This is a genomic window from Desulfococcus multivorans (assembly GCF_001854245.1).
GTDB classification, from domain to species: Bacteria; Desulfobacterota; Desulfobacteria; order Desulfobacterales; family Desulfococcaceae; genus Desulfococcus; species Desulfococcus multivorans.
In genome coordinates, this window is the sequence record NZ_CP015381.1 from 3,280,879 (window position 1) to 3,297,149 (window position 16,271).

Genomic DNA, 16,271 nt, shown 5'->3' on the forward strand with positions numbered 1-16,271 from the left:
GGGGGCCTCATGAACGGCACGCAGAGACAGAACGACACACGCCATGACATCCTATCGTAAAGTCGGTATCGCATCCCTGATCATGATGGCCTCGGTCCTCTTGAGCCGTGTGATCGGCCTGGCCCGGGAAATGGTTATTGCCTATGCAGGCGGGGCAGGCCCCGAGGTGGACGCCTACCAGGTGGCCTTCGTCATCCCCGAGATATTGAATCACCTCCTGGCCAGCGGGTTTCTTTCGGTCACCTTCATCCCCATCTTTTCCCGGTACCTGGCCATGGATCTGGAGGCGGAAGGTTGGCGGGTCTGTTCCATTATCTTCACCTGTTTCGGCAGCCTCCTGATCCTGCTCATCATCGCGGCGTCGATCCTGGCGCCCCAGCTCATCGACCTGATCGCTCCGGGCCTGGATGACCCCGTCCTCAAGGCCAAAGCCGTTCGGATGACCCGCATCGTCATGCCGGCTCAGTTCTTCTTCTTTACCGGGGGGCTTTTCATGGCGGTCCAGTTCGCCCGGGAACGCTTCACCGTTCCAGCCTTGGCGCCTCTCGTTTATAATCTGGGGATCATCGGGTTCGGAGCCCTTCTGAGTCCATACATGGGAATGGAGGGATTTTCCTGGGGAGCACTGATCGGCGCCTTGGCGGGCAACTGCATCATTCAGTTCTTCGGCGCACGGCGGGTCGGGATGGTCCTGACCCTCCGATTCGAGTTCAGGCATCGGGATCTGAAAGCATACGTCCTTGCCTCTCTGCCGCTCATGGTGGGACTCACCATGAGCTTCTCCACCGAATTCTTTCTGAAATTCTTCGGATCTTATCTGCCTTCAGGCAGCATCGCCGCCCTGACCTACGACCTCAGGATCATGTTCGTTCTGGTCGGCTTTTTCGGCCAGGCGGTGGGAACGGCCTCGTTTCCCTACATGGCCCGCCTGGCCGCCGAAAACCGTTTGCCCGAGATGAACGCGCTGCTGAACATCACGTTGAAATATCTGGCGGCGGTCATTCCTTTTTCCGTGCTGTTTATGGTCCTCCGGTACGAAATCGTGTTGCTGCTTTTCCAGCGGGGCCGTTTCGACGCGGCAGCGACGGCCTTGACCGCGCGCCTCCTCTTTTATCTGATGGCGGGTACCGTCGCTTTTTCAGCCCAATCCATCGTCATTCGCGCCTATTTTGCAGTTCAGAACACGCTGTTTCCATCGGTGTTCTGTTCGGCCGGCGCCCTCCTCAGTATTCCGGTCTACGTGTACAACATGCAGCGATGGGGAGCCGACGGCATTGCGGCTGCCATCTCGCTCTCGGTGGTCTTCCAGGTGTGGCTCCTGTATGCCCTGTGGAATTACCGAAGCCGCAACCTGGAAAGCGCCGGCGTCTACCGCCACTACCTCAAGCTCACCGTCGTCAGCGCGGGAATCGGGGTAGCCCTGGAGCGTTTCAGGACCTGGATCGCCGCAGGCATCGACACCCAGACCCCCGCAGGCGCACTTGCCGCCTCAGTGCTTGTCGGAACAGTCTTTCTGGCCCTGCTTCTCGGGGCTGCACGGCTCTTCAGGATCCGTGAAATCGAGGATATCCGCCAAAAAATGCTGACCCGCGTTCGAACCGTTCTGACGCGGGCCCGGCCCTCCCCCACGGCCGAAAAGGATCGGAAGGCATAGGGGGCGCGTCCCGCGGCGCCCCCCGGAGCAGCCTCAGACAGCTCCCTTCCGGGGCCGCTCGAGCATGATCCGCCCGTCGGCAACGACACACCCACCCCCCTCGGGATACACGATCAGCGGGTTGATGTCCATCTCACGGATCTCGGGGTGATCCGCCGCCAGTTGAGAGAGCTTCATGATGCACTGCTTCAAGGCATCCAGATCCGACGGCGGGTTCCCCCGAACCCCCTCGAGGATCCGGAAGCTCTTGATCTGCCGGATCATATTCTCGGCGCTCAACTCCCACATGGGGGCAAGACGGAATGTCACGTCTTTCATGACCTCCACGAAGATCCCACCGAGACCGAACATGCAGATGGGACCGAAGGCCGGATCCCGCGTGGCCCCCAGGATCACTTCCACTCCCTTCCCCGCCATCTCCACCATAAGGACGCCGTCGATCCGGGCATCTGCCTTGTACCGCAAGGCGTTGGCGATAATCTCGTCATAAGCGGACCGAACGGCTTCAGGCGTCGATAAATTGACTTTTACGCCCCCGGCATCGGATTTATGGATGATGTCGGGGGAGACGATCTTCATGACTGCCGGGAGGCCGACGGCGGCAACAGCGTCGTCGATTTCCGAAGCGTCACGGATCATCCGACGACGGGGCACCGGAAGATGATAGGCCGCGAATATGTCGTAGGCTTCCGCCTCCGATACATAGGCTTTTTCATTCGCCGCCAACTTTACACGGAAGAACCGGGCCACGCCGTCGGCATCGCAGGGCATTCGGGTGATCACCCGGCGGCGCTCCCGGGTGGCCAGACGTTCGCCGAACCGTACCATGGCAGCCATGGACCGGGCTGCGGCTTCGGGAAACACATAGTTGGGTATGCCGTGGGACTGGAGATATTCGACACCTTCGGAGACATCCACCATACCCATGAAGGATCCCAATATCGGCTTGTTCACGTCGGCCGCCACCCGGGGAAGGATCTCCGCCGTCTCGAGAATGTCCGTCATGGCCTGGGGCGTCAGAATGACGATGGCACCGTCGACCCCGTCATCCTCCACCACGGTCCGAATGGCCGCCTCGTAGCGTTCGTGGGTGGCGTCCCCGATGACGTCCACCGGATTGCCGAGGCTCGCCGTGGGCGGCAGGTGCGTCTTGAGTTTGGCCCGTGTCTCTTCGGAAAGGGTCGCCAGTTTCAACCCATGACGGACCGCCGCGTCGGTGGCCATGATTCCCGGGCCGCCGGCGTTGGTGACGATGGCCACCCGATTCCCCCGGGGCAGCGGCTGCTTTGAAAACGCCTCTGCGTAATTGAACAGTTCGTTGATGCCCTCCACCCGCTGGATGCCGCTCTGGTAAAATATGGCGTCGTAGGTGGCGTCGGATCCGGCCAGAGAGCCGGTGTGGGACGCCGCCGCCCTGGCACCCTCTGTCGAGCGTCCCGACTTGACCACGAGGATGGGTTTTCCGGCCTGGTAGGTGATCTCCTTTCCAATCTCCATAAATGCATGGCCGCTGCTGATATCCTCGAGATACATCAGAATCAGCTGGGTATCGGGATCCTCCTTGAGATACCTCAGAAAGTCGATTTCGTTGATGTCGGCCTTGTTCCCGAAGCTGATGAATTTGGAAAAACCGATGTTCCGGCCGGCGGCATAGTCCAGCACCGAGGTGCAAAGGGCACCCGACTGGGATATGAAGGCGATATTTCCGCTTTTGGGCATGATCCGGGCGAAACTGGCGTTCATCCGAATGTCGGGATCGGTGTTGATGATGCCCAGACAGTTGGGGCCGATGATTCGGATTCCGGTGCTCGCCGCGATCTGCTTCAACCGGTTTTCAAGCACCACCCCGTGGCCGCCGATCTCCTTGAACCCGGCGCTGATCACAATACAGCCTTTGATGCCCCGGTCCGCGGCCGACTGAACGATCCCGGGCACCTGGTCAGCGCCGATGATGACGACGGCCAGGTCCACGAAGTCCGGAATTGCCTCCAGGGCGGGATAAGCCTTGACGCCCTGAATCGATTTTTCACGGGGATGAACCGGATAGAGCACGCCTTTGTACCCGGCGCTGAGCAGGTTCTTGAAAGCCGCAAGACCGACGCTTCCCACGCGGTTGCTGGCGCCGATCACGGCGATGGAGCGGGCGTTGATGATCGGATCAATGCCGTTATTTTCGACACGGCCCGCGAATGTTCTCGCTTCTCTGTCGCTTGAGTCTCCAGTATACATCATCATCTCCATTCTTGAGGGTTGTCTGCTTCTGCTGTAAGCCATGGCCTTTTCCAGTCTGCTCCCAAGGCAAAGCAAACACCGTGCCATCAAAACAGAACAAAACTGTTTCTGAATATATTCAGAACCTAAAAGGCAGATCGAATCCGAAACATCGATGGGATCGGCGGTGGCGATAGTTGCGTGGACTGTCAGAATTTTTTGCGAAGTGACAAGGAGAGGGCAAGGCCGCTTGGCGGCCTCAGGACACTGATTCAGGCGCGGACGCCCCGAAAAAATCCAGGGCCGGATCGGCGATCCGGGGGTCGTCGTATTCGACGAATCGCCCGCTCAGGGAGCGGGGTGCATGGAGGGCCAGCCACGCCGCGACCCGGGCAGGCACCCAGGGCGGCTCGAGCCGCCCCTCCGTCTTGAGTCGCCGGAAATATTCGGCAGTCTCGGGATCCATCGCTCCCGGTCCTTCCTGCCGGATCCGTTCCTGCATCGCGGTATCGACAACGCCCGGCCGGAGGGCCACGGCGGTGATTCGCGGCTCCTCGACGGCGAGAACCGCCGTCAGATGCGTCAGGCCGGCCTTGGCGGCGCAATAGGCGCTCCAGGCCCCGATCGGTTTCCCTGCCGCACCGCTGCTGATGTTGATCACGCGGCCGCGTGTTTCCTGCAGGGCAGGAAGCGCCGCACGGATCAGATAAAACGGGGCCAGCAGGTTGACGGCGATGTTCCCGGCCCACGCGTCGGGGTCGGACCGCGCGATGGTGGCGACAGGCTCGAGGATCCCCGCGTTGTTGACCAGGCCGTCCAGCCGGCCGAACCGATCGAGGGCTTGTTGAACCACCCGATCGCACGCCTCCCGAACGGCCAGATCCGCCGACAGGACCATGGGCGCTCCCCCCAGTGACGCCACCGAACGTGCGACCCGGGTTAACGCTGATTCCGTGCGGGCTGCCAGAACCACTCCCGCGCCGGCTGTACCCAGCCATCGGGCGATCTCGGCACCCAGCCCCCTCGAGGCACCGGTGACAAGAATCACGGGAAAATCGGTCATCCATTACCCCCTTTTTTCATCCGTCCGCAGCAGAAAGACCGCGGACAACCTGTTTACTCCTTGGGGAAAACCATCTTCCCGGCCATGCCGACATCATACCCCTCGATTTGGGCCGCCAATTCCAGAAACGGCTTTTCATGGAGCATGCCGATGAAGAGTTGAACCCCCTGCTCGAAAAAGCGTTCCCGGGTCATCAACAGATCGTACCGTTCCCAGCGAAGGGGAATGAAATCGAGGTCGAGCAGGTTGGCCACCGGACGGATACAGGGCGCGGCATCCGCGCGGCCCGTCAGGATCTCGAGCCCGACGTCGATATGTCGAGCCACTTCAAGATGATATCCATCAATCTGGTCGCCCTTGATTTCTGCGGCGGCAAGCGCCCGGTCGAACAGGAGACGGGTGCCGGTGCCGAGGGGCCGGTTGACCATCCGCAGGCCCGGTCGGGCGAAATCCGCCACAGAGGTGATATCCTTGGGATTGCCCTTCCGCACCAGGATGCCTTGCTCTCGCCGACAGAAATTGACGACTGCGGGCATTCGATCCAGCTCCGCACCGGCAAAGGCGAAATTGTAGTCCTCCTCGTCCTCCTGCAGGAGGTGGCTCGACGCCATATGGCAGAGATCCCGCCGGAGCGCCCTGATTCCCCCCATGCTGCCCAGGTTCCCGAACACCGCCACATGGTCCGTGTGAGTCTGGTTGAAAAGGGTGATGGTCTTTTCCAGAAGCGGATCGTTGCTCCCGGCGATGATGAGAAGACCGTGGTAGGGCGGAAGATGGGTCGATGGCTCCGGATAATTGATGGTGTTGGCTTCAACCCATTGCTCGACAAGATGTTTGGGGAAAAGCCATTTCCCGGTAATTTTGGTGGCGGGGAGGCCTTTTTCCGAGATGAGGGAATAGACCATCTTTTCGTTGATATCCAGGAATTTTGCGACTTCACGGGTGGACAGCAGCTCTTTCATGGCGGTTTTCCTTGGAAACGGTTTTGGCGGGTTCGAAGCCAACGGCGTTGGATGATCTTCATTATAGGTGCTTCACCACCCCTGTCAACACGTTCGTGAAAATGCGGCCGGAAAACATGCTGCTCTGAAATCCCCACCGTTGAGATATCGTTTTGACATTATACCCCCTTTTTGCTATCCAATTGATTTGGTTTGGCTTTGTTTTTCATCAACCGCACCATCGATAAGGAGGAAGTATGGCTAAACGATCGTTTTGGTGGGCCGTCGCATTGGTGTTGATCCTTGCGGGAACGGCAACGGCGGCCGATCCCAAGGTCGGTGGAACGATCATCTTCGGACGCGGCGGCGACAGCGCGGGGCTCGACCCGGCGTTTGAAACCGACGGCAACTCGTTCATGATCTGCGACAACGTATTCGATCAGCTGGTACTCTACGCAGATGAATCGACGGAGCTCGTTCCGGGTCTGGCCACCGCCTGGGATGTGAGCGAGGACGGCCTCACCTATACCTTTCATCTGCGCGAAGGCGTCAAATTCCACGACGGCACCGAAATGAACGCCGACGCGGTGGTCTTCTCCATCGGCCGGATGATGAATGAAAAAAAGGTCAAATTCACCGGCGACGCACTGCCGTTTCCGGAAAAACAGCCGCCGGCCGAGTACTGGCTCAGCATGGAGATGGACAATACCATCGACAGCATCGAGGCCCTGGACAACAACACGGTCGTTTTCAAGCTCAAACGCCGCGAGGCGCCGTTTCTGGCCAACATGGCCATGGACTTCGCCGCCATCGTGAGCCCGGCGGCCGTGAGGAAATACGGCGAGGACTTCAGAAGCAACCCCGTCGGCACCGGGCCCTTCAGATTTGTCAAATGGATCAAGGACGACCGGATCATCCTCGAAGCCAACGACGACTACTGGGGCGGCCGCCCCTACCTGGACCAGGCCATATTCCGCGTCATTCCGGACAACTCGGTCCGCTTTCTGGAACTGAAGACCGGCAACATCTCCATCTGTCAGTTCCCCAATACCGAGGACATCGAACTGGCGGAAAAGGACGAAAACCTGAAACTGGCAACCCAGCCCGGCATGAATATCGGCTACGTGGGCTTCAACCACACCAAGCCCCTCTGGCAGGATAAGCGGATCCGCAAAGCCATCGCTCTGGCCGTCAATAAGAAGGCCATCGTCGACAACATCTATTACGGCCTCGGCCAGGTCGCCAAGAATACCATTCCCCCGACGATGTGGGGATATAATGACGATGTCATCGACCACCCCTACGATCCGGAAGCCGCCAGAAAACTCCTTCAGGAGGCCGATTTTCAGGGCAAGCTCAAGGCGGCCGGCCAGAACGGGATCAGCCTCTGGAGCATGCCGGTGGCACGACCCTACAATCCCAACGGCATGAAGGTGGGCGAGGCCATCCAGGCCGATCTCAGGAAGGTGGGAATCGACGTGGAATTGGTGACCTTCGAATGGGGTACCTATCTCAAGAAGCAGCGGACTCAACCGCCCGAGATGGATCTCTTCCAGCTGGGGTGGACCGGCGGCAACGGAGACCCCGACAATTTCCTCGCAGTGCTCCTGGACGGCATGGCAGACCCCAATGTCCGGACCCAATGGAAAAACGAGGACTACCACAACACCATTGTCAAGGCCAAGCAGGCCAACTCCAGGGATGAACGGATTCAGCTCTACCGTCACGCCCAGGAGCTCATCAACGATGAAGTGCCGCTGATCAACATCGCCCACTCTCTGGTGGTATGGCCTGAATTGAAAACCGTCCGGAACTTCAAGCTCCACCCCACCTCGAGCGTACGGCTCCACAAGGTGTGGGTGGAATAGCGACACCGCCGTCCGTGACGGCCGTTACCGGAGCCGGACAATTGTCGCCCGGCTCTCCGATATCGTTACCCGGACAAGCGTGAGGAAAACATCCTGGCAAGATTCATCCTGCATCGCTTTCTATCCCTGATCCCGACGCTGCTGGGCATCTCGGTCCTCGTCTTTTTCATGATTCACCTGATTCCGGGCGACGCGGCAATATTCCATCTTTGATTACACCAGCATGGTCTTTTCCCTCATCGGGGTCTCCATGCCCATCTTCTGGCTCGGCCTGGTTCTCATGATCATCTTCTCCCTCAACCTGGGGTGGCTGCCCCTTTCGGGAAGACTCAGCTACAACATCAGCCTGGAGACCGTCACCCGCATCTACGTGTTGGACAGCGTCATCACCGGCAACTGGCCGGCCTTCAAAGACGCCCTCCGGCACCTCGTCATGCCGGCCGTCACCCTCTCCACCATCCCCATGGCCATCATCGCCCGCATCACCCGCTCCAGCATGCTGGAGGTGCTGCGCCAGGACTATATCCGGACCGCCAGGGCCAAGGGTTCAGGGGGGAACCATGCTGGTGGCCGCCACCTTCGTGTTGATCAACATGCTGGTGGACATTCTCTATGCCTGGGTCAACCCCGGATCAAGGTGAGCTGATGAAGACGACCGCCGCATCACTGCAAAACAGCCTTACAGAATCGGAAAAATCCCGCGGCCCTTTGACCGAAGCGCTCCTCCGTCTCCGAAAAAACAGGATCGCCGCGGCCGGCATCCTCATCATTTTCCTCTTTCTGTTCATGGCCCTTTTTTCTCAATGGATCGCGCCCCACGATCCCCTGGCCCAGTCCCTTTACGACAAGCTGAAGCCCCCGGTCTGGGACGAAGGCGGCACATGGACCTATCCCCTGGGCACCGACGATTTCGGCCGGGACCTGTTGAGCCGCATCATCTACGGTGCACGCATCTCCATTCTGGTGGGCATCGTCGCCGTCTCCATCTCCCTCTTTTTCGGGACCCTGGCAGGTGCTATCGCCGGTTTTTACGGGGGAAGGGCCGACAACCTCATCATGCGGCTCATGGACATCCTGCTGGCCTTTCCCGCCATCCTGCTGGCCATCGTCATCGTGGCCTTTCTGGGCCCCAGCCTGAGAAACGCCATGATGGCCATCGGGGTCGTCGGCATCCCGCGTTACGCCCGGATCGTACGCGGATCGGTTCTGGAGGAATATGGCAAGGACTGTGTCCAGGCGGCACGGGCACTGGGGGCGGGGGACGCGCGGATGATCTTCGTCCACATCCTCCCCAACTGTCTGGCGCCCCTCATCGTTCAGACGACTTTGGGGTTCGCTTCGGCCATCCTCGAGGCCCCGGCCCTGAGCTTCCTGGGACTGGGGGCTCAACCGCCGACCCCCGAATGGGGCGCCATGCTGGCCAACGGGCGTGCGCTGATTCTCAGGGCCTGGTGGGCGGTCACTTTTCCCGGGCTGATGATTCTCTTCGCCGTTCTCGGGTTCAACCTTCTGGGGGACGGTTTGAGGGATGCGCTGGATCCCAGACTTCGGGAATAGACCCTTTTGAAAAACCTGCACGGCCATTCCGCATCCACGACCCCTCCCGGTCCGCGGATTGGCAAGAGGAATTGACATGCCGGAACCTCTGCTCGACGTCAGCGGCCTCAAGACTTATTTTTTCACCGACCGCGGCAAGGCCAAGGCCGTGGACAACGTCAGCTTCTCGCTCTTTCCCGGCAGAACCCTCGCCGTGGTGGGGGAATCAGGATGCGGCAAGAGCGTCACCGCCCTCTCGATCATGCGTCTCATCCCCGATCCGCCGGGACGGATCGTGGACGGCAGGATCCGGTTCGACGGCACCGGCCTGTTGACCCTCCCGGAGCGGCAGATGCGCCGGATCCGGGGAAACCAGATCTCCATGATCTTCCAGGAGCCCATGACCTCCCTCAACCCGGTGTTTCGCGTAAAAGAACAGATCATCGAGGTTCTCAGGCTTCACCAGCGGCTTTCCAGGAGGGCGGCGCTGGAACGGGCCGTGGAACTGCTGCGGCAAGTGGGCATCCCCTCCCCCGAGCGACGGGTGAACGACTACCCCCACCAGATGAGCGGCGGCATGCGGCAGCGGGTGATGATCGCCATGGCCCTGGCCTGCAGTCCGCGCCTCATTATCGCCGACGAGCCCACCACGGCCCTGGACGTGACCATCCAGGCCCAGATCCTGGAACTCATGGACACGCTGCGGCGAAAGACCGGCACCGCCATCCTTCTCATCACCCATGATCTTGCGGTGGTGGCCGAAACCGCCGAGCATGTGGTGGTGATGTACGCGGGACGCATCGTGGAGGCGGCCGACGTCAAAACACTCTTCAATCGTCCCCTGCACCCTTACACCCAAGGGCTCATGCGATCTATTCCCGGGGCGGCGACATCCGATCGGGCCCGGCTGGCGGCAATCCCCGGCGTAGTGCCGAACCTCCTTTCCCTTCCCGGCGGATGCAAATTCAGCGATCGTTGCGATCGGGTATTCGATCGGTGCATCGATGCCGAGCCCGGCCTGATCGAAGTCGACGGCCATGCGGTGCGATGCCGGCTCTACGAGGAGGCATGATGGAAAATCGCCGTGAACCAGGCGGTGGGACGACCGGACGTGACACACTGGTGAGTCTGCGGGGTGTCAAGAAATACTATGCCGCGCCCGGCGAGGCCGCCGTCGGAAAATGGGGTGCCGTCAAGGCCGTGGACGGCATCGATCTCGATATATACCGGGGTGAGACCCTGGGGCTGGTGGGAGAGAGCGGCTGCGGAAAATCGACCCTGGGACGGACCATCCTGCGGTTGGAGGAGCCGACGGCAGGGGAGATTCGCTTTGACGGCCGGGACATCCTGGCCCTGGGTCGACGGGCCCTCAGGCCCCTCCGGCGGAAAATGCAGATCATCTTCCAGGACCCCTACGCCTCCCTCAATCCACGCATGACGGTGGGCCGGATCATCGCCGAAGCCCTGGTCATCCACCGGGTTGGAACCCCTCTCCAGCGGCTGGAACGGGTTCGGGAGATCATGAAACTCGTGGGACTCCGGCCGGAGGTCATCAACCGATACCCTCACGAGTTCAGCGGGGGCCAGCGGCAGCGCATCGGCATCGGTCGTGCACTGGTCCTCCAGCCGGAGTTGATCATCTGCGACGAACCGGTGTCGGCCCTGGACGTCTCCATCCAGGCTCAGGTCATCAATCTCCTCATGGATCTCCAGGAGCGGTTTCGCCTGACCTATCTCTTCGTCTCCCACGACCTCTCGGTGGTCCGGCACATCAGCGACCGCGTCGCCGTCATGTATCTGGGGCGCCTCGTGGAGCTGCGGAGAAAATCCGACCTGTACGCCGACCCCCTGCACCCTTACACCCAGGCGCTGCTCGACGCCGCGCCCGTGCCCGATGTCAACTCGACCCGGCAGCGAAGCATCCCGGCCGGCGATCTCCCGAGCCCCCTCTCGCCGCCCGAAGGCTGCCATTTTCACCCCCGGTGTCCCCATGTGATGGACCGCTGCCGAAAGGATGTCCCGGCATGTCATGAGCCCCGTCCGGGCCATTGGGTGCGTTGTTTTCTTTATGACGGGTCGGGGAGAGGCGGTCAGTAGATCCCCAGGTTCGCCGGAATCCCGTGGATCCCCATCCTGGCGGCCTTCATCCGGAGAAATTCAGAAACATTCACGGCCGCACCACCGTTTCAGAGAGCCTCGTATTGAACGAGTTTTCAACATCCCAGCACGGATACGCCCGCGGGACAACGCCTCTTTTGGGGGATGATCCGCGGCTTCCAACAGGATTGCTTTTTTCAAAGGAATTATATATGTAGGGGCCGAATCATGTGAGCCCAATCTGAAAAGACCAGACAGTTAGGAGACCTTATCCCAATGGCAGACAAAAAACGAATCCTCAGCGGGATGCGCCCCACCGGCCCGCTTCACCTGGGGAACCTTCACGGCGCTTTGGAGAATTGGATCGACATGCAGGAGCGGTATGACTGTTTTTTTTTCATCGCCGACTGGCATGCCCTCACCAGCAACTACGAGCATCCGGAAAAGATTCCGGACTACGTGAAGCAGATGATGATCGACTGGCTCAGCGTCGGGCTCTCTCCGGAAAAGAGCACGCTCTTCGTGCAGTCCCATATCAAGGAACACGCTGAGCTCTTTCTTCTGCTCGCCATGATCACGCCGGTGCCGTGGCTGGAGCGCGTCCCCACCTACAAGGACCAGATCGTTCAGCTCGCCGGCAAAGACCTGTCGACATACGGGTTTCTCGGCTATCCCCTGCTGCAGGCCGCCGACATCATCATCTACAAAGCCGACGGGGTTCCCGTGGGCGTGGATCAGGTTCCCCACGTGGAGATCACCCGGGAGATCGCCAGACGCTTCAACTACCTCTACAGGGAAATATTTCCGGAACCCCAGGCCATACTCACCGAGACCTCGAAGATCCTCGGATGGGACCGACGGAAAATGAGCAAAAGCTACGACAACGCCATTTACCTGTCCGATTCCCCCGAGGAGATCATGGAAAAGGTATCGAAATTCGTTACGGACCCGGCCCGAAAGCTCAAGAGTGATCCTGGAAACCCGGATATCTGCAACGTCTTCGATTTTCACAAGCTTTACAGTCCCAAGGAAACCGTTGATGAGATCCGTCATCAGTGCCGATCGGCCCAGATCGGCTGCGTCGCCTGCAAAAAGAAGATGGCCAAAAACCTCATCGCCTTTCTGGAGCCTATCCGGGAGAAACGGGCCTACTATGAAAAACGGCCCGAACTCCTCGCCGAGATCATCCTCACCGGCGGCAACAAAGCCCGGGAGTCGGCCCAGAGAACCATGGAGGAGGTGCGGGCGGCCATGAGCATCTAGCGCGGTAACCGGGAGGCTTAAGAGCCTCCCGGCCGCAGCCCCGTTTTGCCATGTCGGATCACCGATACGAAGTCAAGGTCGAGAACATTTTCGAAGGCCCCATGGATCTTCTCGTCTATCTCATCCACAAGAACGAGGTGGACATCTATGACATCCCCATCGCCCTCATCACCGAGCAGTACCTCGAGTACATCGACTGGATGAAGGCCATGAACGTCGATTTCGCAGGAGATTTCCTGCTCATGGCCGCTACCCTCACCCAGATCAAATCGCGGATGCTGCTCCCGATCCACGAGGGCGATGAAGCGGACGAGGAAGACCCGCGCCTGGAGATCACCCGGCCCCTCGTGGAGTACCTCCGCATGAAATCGGCGGCGGAGCGGCTCGCCCTCCGGCCGATACTCGGCGAAGACACATTTACCCGGGCCCCGGGTAAAGCGGAGATCGAACCGGATCCGGAAGACGGGTTCATCCAGGTCAGTCTCTTCGATCTCATCGACGCCTTTCAGCGGATCATCGAGAACATGCCCGGGGAGCACGGCGTCGATTTCGACACCGAACGCTTCTCCATCAAGGACAAAATCGCCTACATCATCGAGATGCTGGAGGAAAAGGGATCCGTGACCTTCACGGACCTCTTCGCCCGAAACGCCGAAAAGGAAGAGATGATCGCAACCTTTCTGGCGCTTCTCGAGATGGGCAAGCTCGGTCTGGTCCGCATCACCCAACACGTTCAGAGCGGCACCATCCGGTTGTTTTACCAGTGAACGACGATCTCAGACACATCATCGAAAGCCTGCTCTTCGCTTCGGAGTCGCCCCTTTCCATCCGGCGCATGGCAGAGGTCCTCGAGACAGAGGACCTCTCCGCCGTTAAAGCGGCCGTGGACAGGCTTTCCGACGAATACGAACGGCGCAGGGGCGGCTTCTACCTGACGGCGGTCGCCGGCGGATACCAGCTGAGGACCCGCCCCGAGCACAAGGAATGGATTCGGCGGCTGCACCGCAACAGTCCAACCCGACTGAGCAGGGCCGCCATGGAGACCCTGGCCGTCGTCGCCTACAAGCAGCCGGTGCTCAGGAGCGATATCGAACACATCCGCGGGGTCGACTGCGGCGGCGTCCTCCGGGTGCTTCTGGAGCGGAAGATCATCAAGATCCTCGGCCGGAAGGAGATGCCGGGACGCCCCCTCCTCTACGGCACGACCCGCAAATTCCTGGAGATGTTCAACCTCGAGAACCTCAAGGACCTGCCCACCCCCAGGGAGCTCGCCCCGGAAAAGTCCGGGACGGCGGGAGGATCGGACCGGCAGGAATCCGCGGAACCGGCAGCGGACAATGGGCCGGAAGAGGCATCGGCACCCGCGCCAAACCTCATCGATCCTGGAGCGGATGCGCCTGGGAAGACCGCTTTGCCCGAACACCTGCCGATGATCATTGAAGATCCCTCCCCCGCCGCCTATCCGAAACCCGACCTGGAACCGGATACAGAACAGGATGTACCGCCGGATGATGCACAGCCGGATATAGATCCGTCCGACTCGCCCGACAACGGCGACCCGCAAAAAAAAACTTGACCTGACCCGGAGAAACCTTTATAGAAGCCCCATAGCTGAACGGGCGATTAACTCAGCGGGAGAGTGCTACCTTCACACGGTAGAAGTCACTGGTTCAAATCCAGTATCGCCCACCATGGAAATCAAGGGGTCAGGCTTAATCAGCCAACCCCTTTTTTATTTCTGTTGCCGGTTTACCGCCACAAGTTCAAAACACACACATCCCGGTCGGCAGGCGGCGCCATGGTTTATCGAAGGCCGAATCGTTTTCCCCTTTGACGCCGTTCATGTGAATTTCATGCTGGCGGCAGCTTGACTCGGATGTCGATTTTACCGAATCCCCTCGAGGGCGTAACCGTCTGAGTCACGGTAGAGCACAAGTATTTCGGATGGGTCTTCCAGAAAGGTAAAATCAAGCAATTCCTTGGACCATATCTCCGACTGCCATGTCTCCACAATGCGATCTCCCATCCATTTAACGCCCACGACCTGGCCGGACCTCTGCCGACCCGCTCCCCCGACGCCGGCAATCGCCTTCATCAAGCCCGCACCTTCAGAATGCAAGGTAAACAACTGATCCTGAAAATCGCGCCTCCTTTCAAATCTTCTGGCGGTATAAACATCGTCAAACGTCTTCCGATCGAACCCTCCCAGATACAAATCCTGCTTGCGCTTCAGCGGATAGGAAAGTGCATGGTACGCCCCCAACGCCCTCTCCCCCGAAGCCGCCAGGCGTTCCTCCGGCAAGAGATAGCCGTGCAGACGACCGTCGGGCTCCAGAATCATGATACGATTCTCATCGTCCGAAACGCCGTTGAACTGGTAAATGCCGTGAACCCCCCGGGCAGGCTCATAGGGGGCAGCCGCCTCCAGCCGCTGACGCGACGGCTGCCATACCAATCGATGAATCGGGCCTTCATATTGCCGGTACGTTCCCTGGCGCTGGGCCAAGGGGATGCGATCGCCGCGGCCGTCCCGGATCACCCTGAAGTAGTAAGGCGCATTCTCCGCAAGCGTGTGCAACGATCCGTCTTTGAAACCAACAATCCACGAACACAAACGGTTATCTTTTTTCCCTATGGTTTCAGTTTGTTGAGCAAGCGTTACCAGCAGCTCGTCTCCCGGATTTCCATCCAGATCGCACGCATGCAGGTGCAACGGATAGACATCATTCACGGGAAAGGATTTGCGTGAAATCTCCTTGAGCGCGCCGGCTTCGATGCGAAAGATCACCAGATCCTTTTGGCCCAGACATGCGATTTCCCTTCCCGTTCCGCCTGGAATATCGCATGCCGTCACCCGCGTGTAGGGTTCCGCTAAAGCAAAATAATCCGTCGAGGGTTCTTCCGGAGGCTGCCGGATAGAAGATGCTTCAGGCCGGGGAGTCGGAAGGGTGCCGCGATTGGAAACCTTTCCGGGAACTGCCGACAGTGATGGTGCCGCAACATTCTCATGAAAGATAATGCGCCTGTCCGGAGGAGCGGTTGTTACCCGGCACACCAGAGCGCCGTTCCCGCTCAGCTCAAGAAAAAAATCCTGCAGGTCGGACCTTGGAGATTTCCCTTCCACAAGGCGGACATCAAAGCCCGCTTCCAGCAGATCTTCGATAATCGCATCGTGGACCACGGCCAAAGACGCTCCGACCGCCTTTTCGACATAAATTCGTGGAAGCGGAGGCGTCATAACCAGATCATTCGGCATTGTCGGTTTTTTCATCTGAACAGCGACACGTGCCATCACGGTCTTTTCAAAAAGGGCTTCCACCTCGATCCAGGCCGTCCGAACCTGCATGGCCGGTGAACGGTGGGGCTGATTTTGACTGACTATAAGCCACTGGCCCTTTTGTAAAGGATAGCCGGCTTTTTTATCAAAAAGCACCCGACCGTCACCGACCTCCTGGATCGTACCCACCATCTGAAATGGTTCGGGACAAACCCTTTTCAATTGAGGAACGAGCGTCGGAAAGGGATTTTCCATCGCACCTGCACGCATTTCCATCGCAATCAGGAATACCGGGATAAGCGCATAGCTCCATTTCAAAAGCCCTTTCCGATTCATGGGATATGAACTCCTTTCGATTTCA

13 protein-coding genes and 1 tRNA gene are annotated in these 16,271 nt (G+C 59.5%); 10 read left to right on the top strand and 4 right to left on the bottom strand.

From position 1 onward, the window contains the following. Positions 1-43 precede the first annotated feature (43 nt). The gene (gene murJ, locus dmul_RS14330; RefSeq protein ID WP_020877937.1) at positions 44-1,654 is read left to right on the top strand and encodes a murein biosynthesis integral membrane protein MurJ; all 1,611 of its coding nucleotides are present in this window, start codon (positions 44-46) and stop codon (positions 1,652-1,654) included. Positions 1,655-1,687: 33 nt separating this feature from the next. On the opposite strand, the gene dmul_RS14335 is transcribed toward murJ, so the two are convergent. From dmul_RS14335 to dmul_RS14345, 3 genes are all read right to left on the bottom strand, one after another. Beyond that, positions 1,688-3,928 carry an acetate--CoA ligase family protein gene (locus tag dmul_RS14335; protein WP_234979203.1) on the bottom strand — a complete coding sequence of 747 codons (2,241 nt, stop codon included), beginning with the start codon at positions 3,926-3,928 and terminating at the stop codon, positions 1,688-1,690. 196 nt (positions 3,929-4,124) lie between these two features. Beyond that, entirely contained in the window at positions 4,125-4,928 is an 804-nt protein-coding gene (locus dmul_RS14340) for an SDR family NAD(P)-dependent oxidoreductase (protein WP_020877935.1), read from the bottom strand. Positions 4,929-4,981: 53 nt separating this feature from the next. Then, positions 4,982-5,890, bottom strand: coding sequence for a helix-turn-helix transcriptional regulator (locus dmul_RS14345; RefSeq protein WP_020877934.1), 909 nt, complete (start codon positions 5,888-5,890; stop codon positions 4,982-4,984). A 236-nt stretch (positions 5,891-6,126) separates the two neighbouring features. On the opposite strand from dmul_RS14345, the gene dmul_RS14350 reads away from it, so the two are divergent. From dmul_RS14350 to dmul_RS14390, 9 genes are all read left to right on the top strand, one after another. Beyond that, a complete protein-coding gene (locus tag dmul_RS14350) occupies positions 6,127-7,737 on the top strand; it encodes an ABC transporter substrate-binding protein (RefSeq protein ID WP_020877933.1) in 1,611 nt (536 codons plus the stop codon). Positions 7,738-7,942: 205 nt separating this feature from the next. Further along, positions 7,943-8,383: an ABC transporter permease gene (locus dmul_RS14355; protein ID WP_269466186.1), complete on the top strand. Its 441-nt coding sequence runs from the start codon at positions 7,943-7,945 to the stop codon at positions 8,381-8,383. Next, positions 8,383-9,294, top strand: coding sequence for an ABC transporter permease (locus tag dmul_RS14360; RefSeq protein WP_020877931.1), 912 nt, complete (start codon positions 8,383-8,385; stop codon positions 9,292-9,294). Before dmul_RS14355 ends, dmul_RS14360 begins: the two co-directional genes overlap by 1 nt. A 76-nt stretch (positions 9,295-9,370) precedes the next feature. Continuing rightward, positions 9,371-10,345, top strand: coding sequence for an ABC transporter ATP-binding protein (locus dmul_RS14365; RefSeq protein WP_020877930.1), 975 nt, complete (start codon positions 9,371-9,373; stop codon positions 10,343-10,345). Beyond that, positions 10,342-11,370: an ABC transporter ATP-binding protein gene (locus tag dmul_RS14370; RefSeq protein WP_269466182.1), complete on the top strand. Its 1,029-nt coding sequence runs from the start codon at positions 10,342-10,344 to the stop codon at positions 11,368-11,370. The genes dmul_RS14365 and dmul_RS14370 overlap by 4 nt, the downstream gene beginning before the upstream one ends. A gap of 276 nt (positions 11,371-11,646) precedes the next feature. Then, a complete protein-coding gene (trpS, locus tag dmul_RS14375; RefSeq protein ID WP_020877928.1) occupies positions 11,647-12,633 on the top strand; it encodes a tryptophan--tRNA ligase in 987 nt (328 codons plus the stop codon). Between the two features lie 50 nt (positions 12,634-12,683). Continuing rightward, on the top strand, positions 12,684-13,400 hold the full coding sequence (locus dmul_RS14380; RefSeq protein ID WP_020877927.1) for a segregation and condensation protein A: 717 nt from the start codon (positions 12,684-12,686) through the stop codon (positions 13,398-13,400). Continuing rightward, complete coding sequence (gene scpB, locus dmul_RS14385; protein WP_020877926.1) at positions 13,397-14,209, top strand: SMC-Scp complex subunit ScpB; 813 nt, start codon at positions 13,397-13,399, stop codon at positions 14,207-14,209. The genes dmul_RS14380 and scpB overlap by 4 nt, the downstream gene beginning before the upstream one ends. Positions 14,210-14,250: 41 nt before the next feature. Beyond that, positions 14,251-14,325: transfer RNA gene (locus dmul_RS14390), tRNA-Val, on the top strand. A 193-nt stretch (positions 14,326-14,518) separates the two neighbouring features. Here the strand turns inward: dmul_RS14390 and dmul_RS14395 are convergent. Beyond that, positions 14,519-16,246 (bottom strand): hypothetical protein, encoded by a 1,728-nt coding sequence (locus dmul_RS14395; RefSeq protein WP_020877925.1) that lies wholly within the window; start codon positions 16,244-16,246, stop codon positions 14,519-14,521. Between the last annotated feature and the right edge of the window lie 25 nt (positions 16,247-16,271).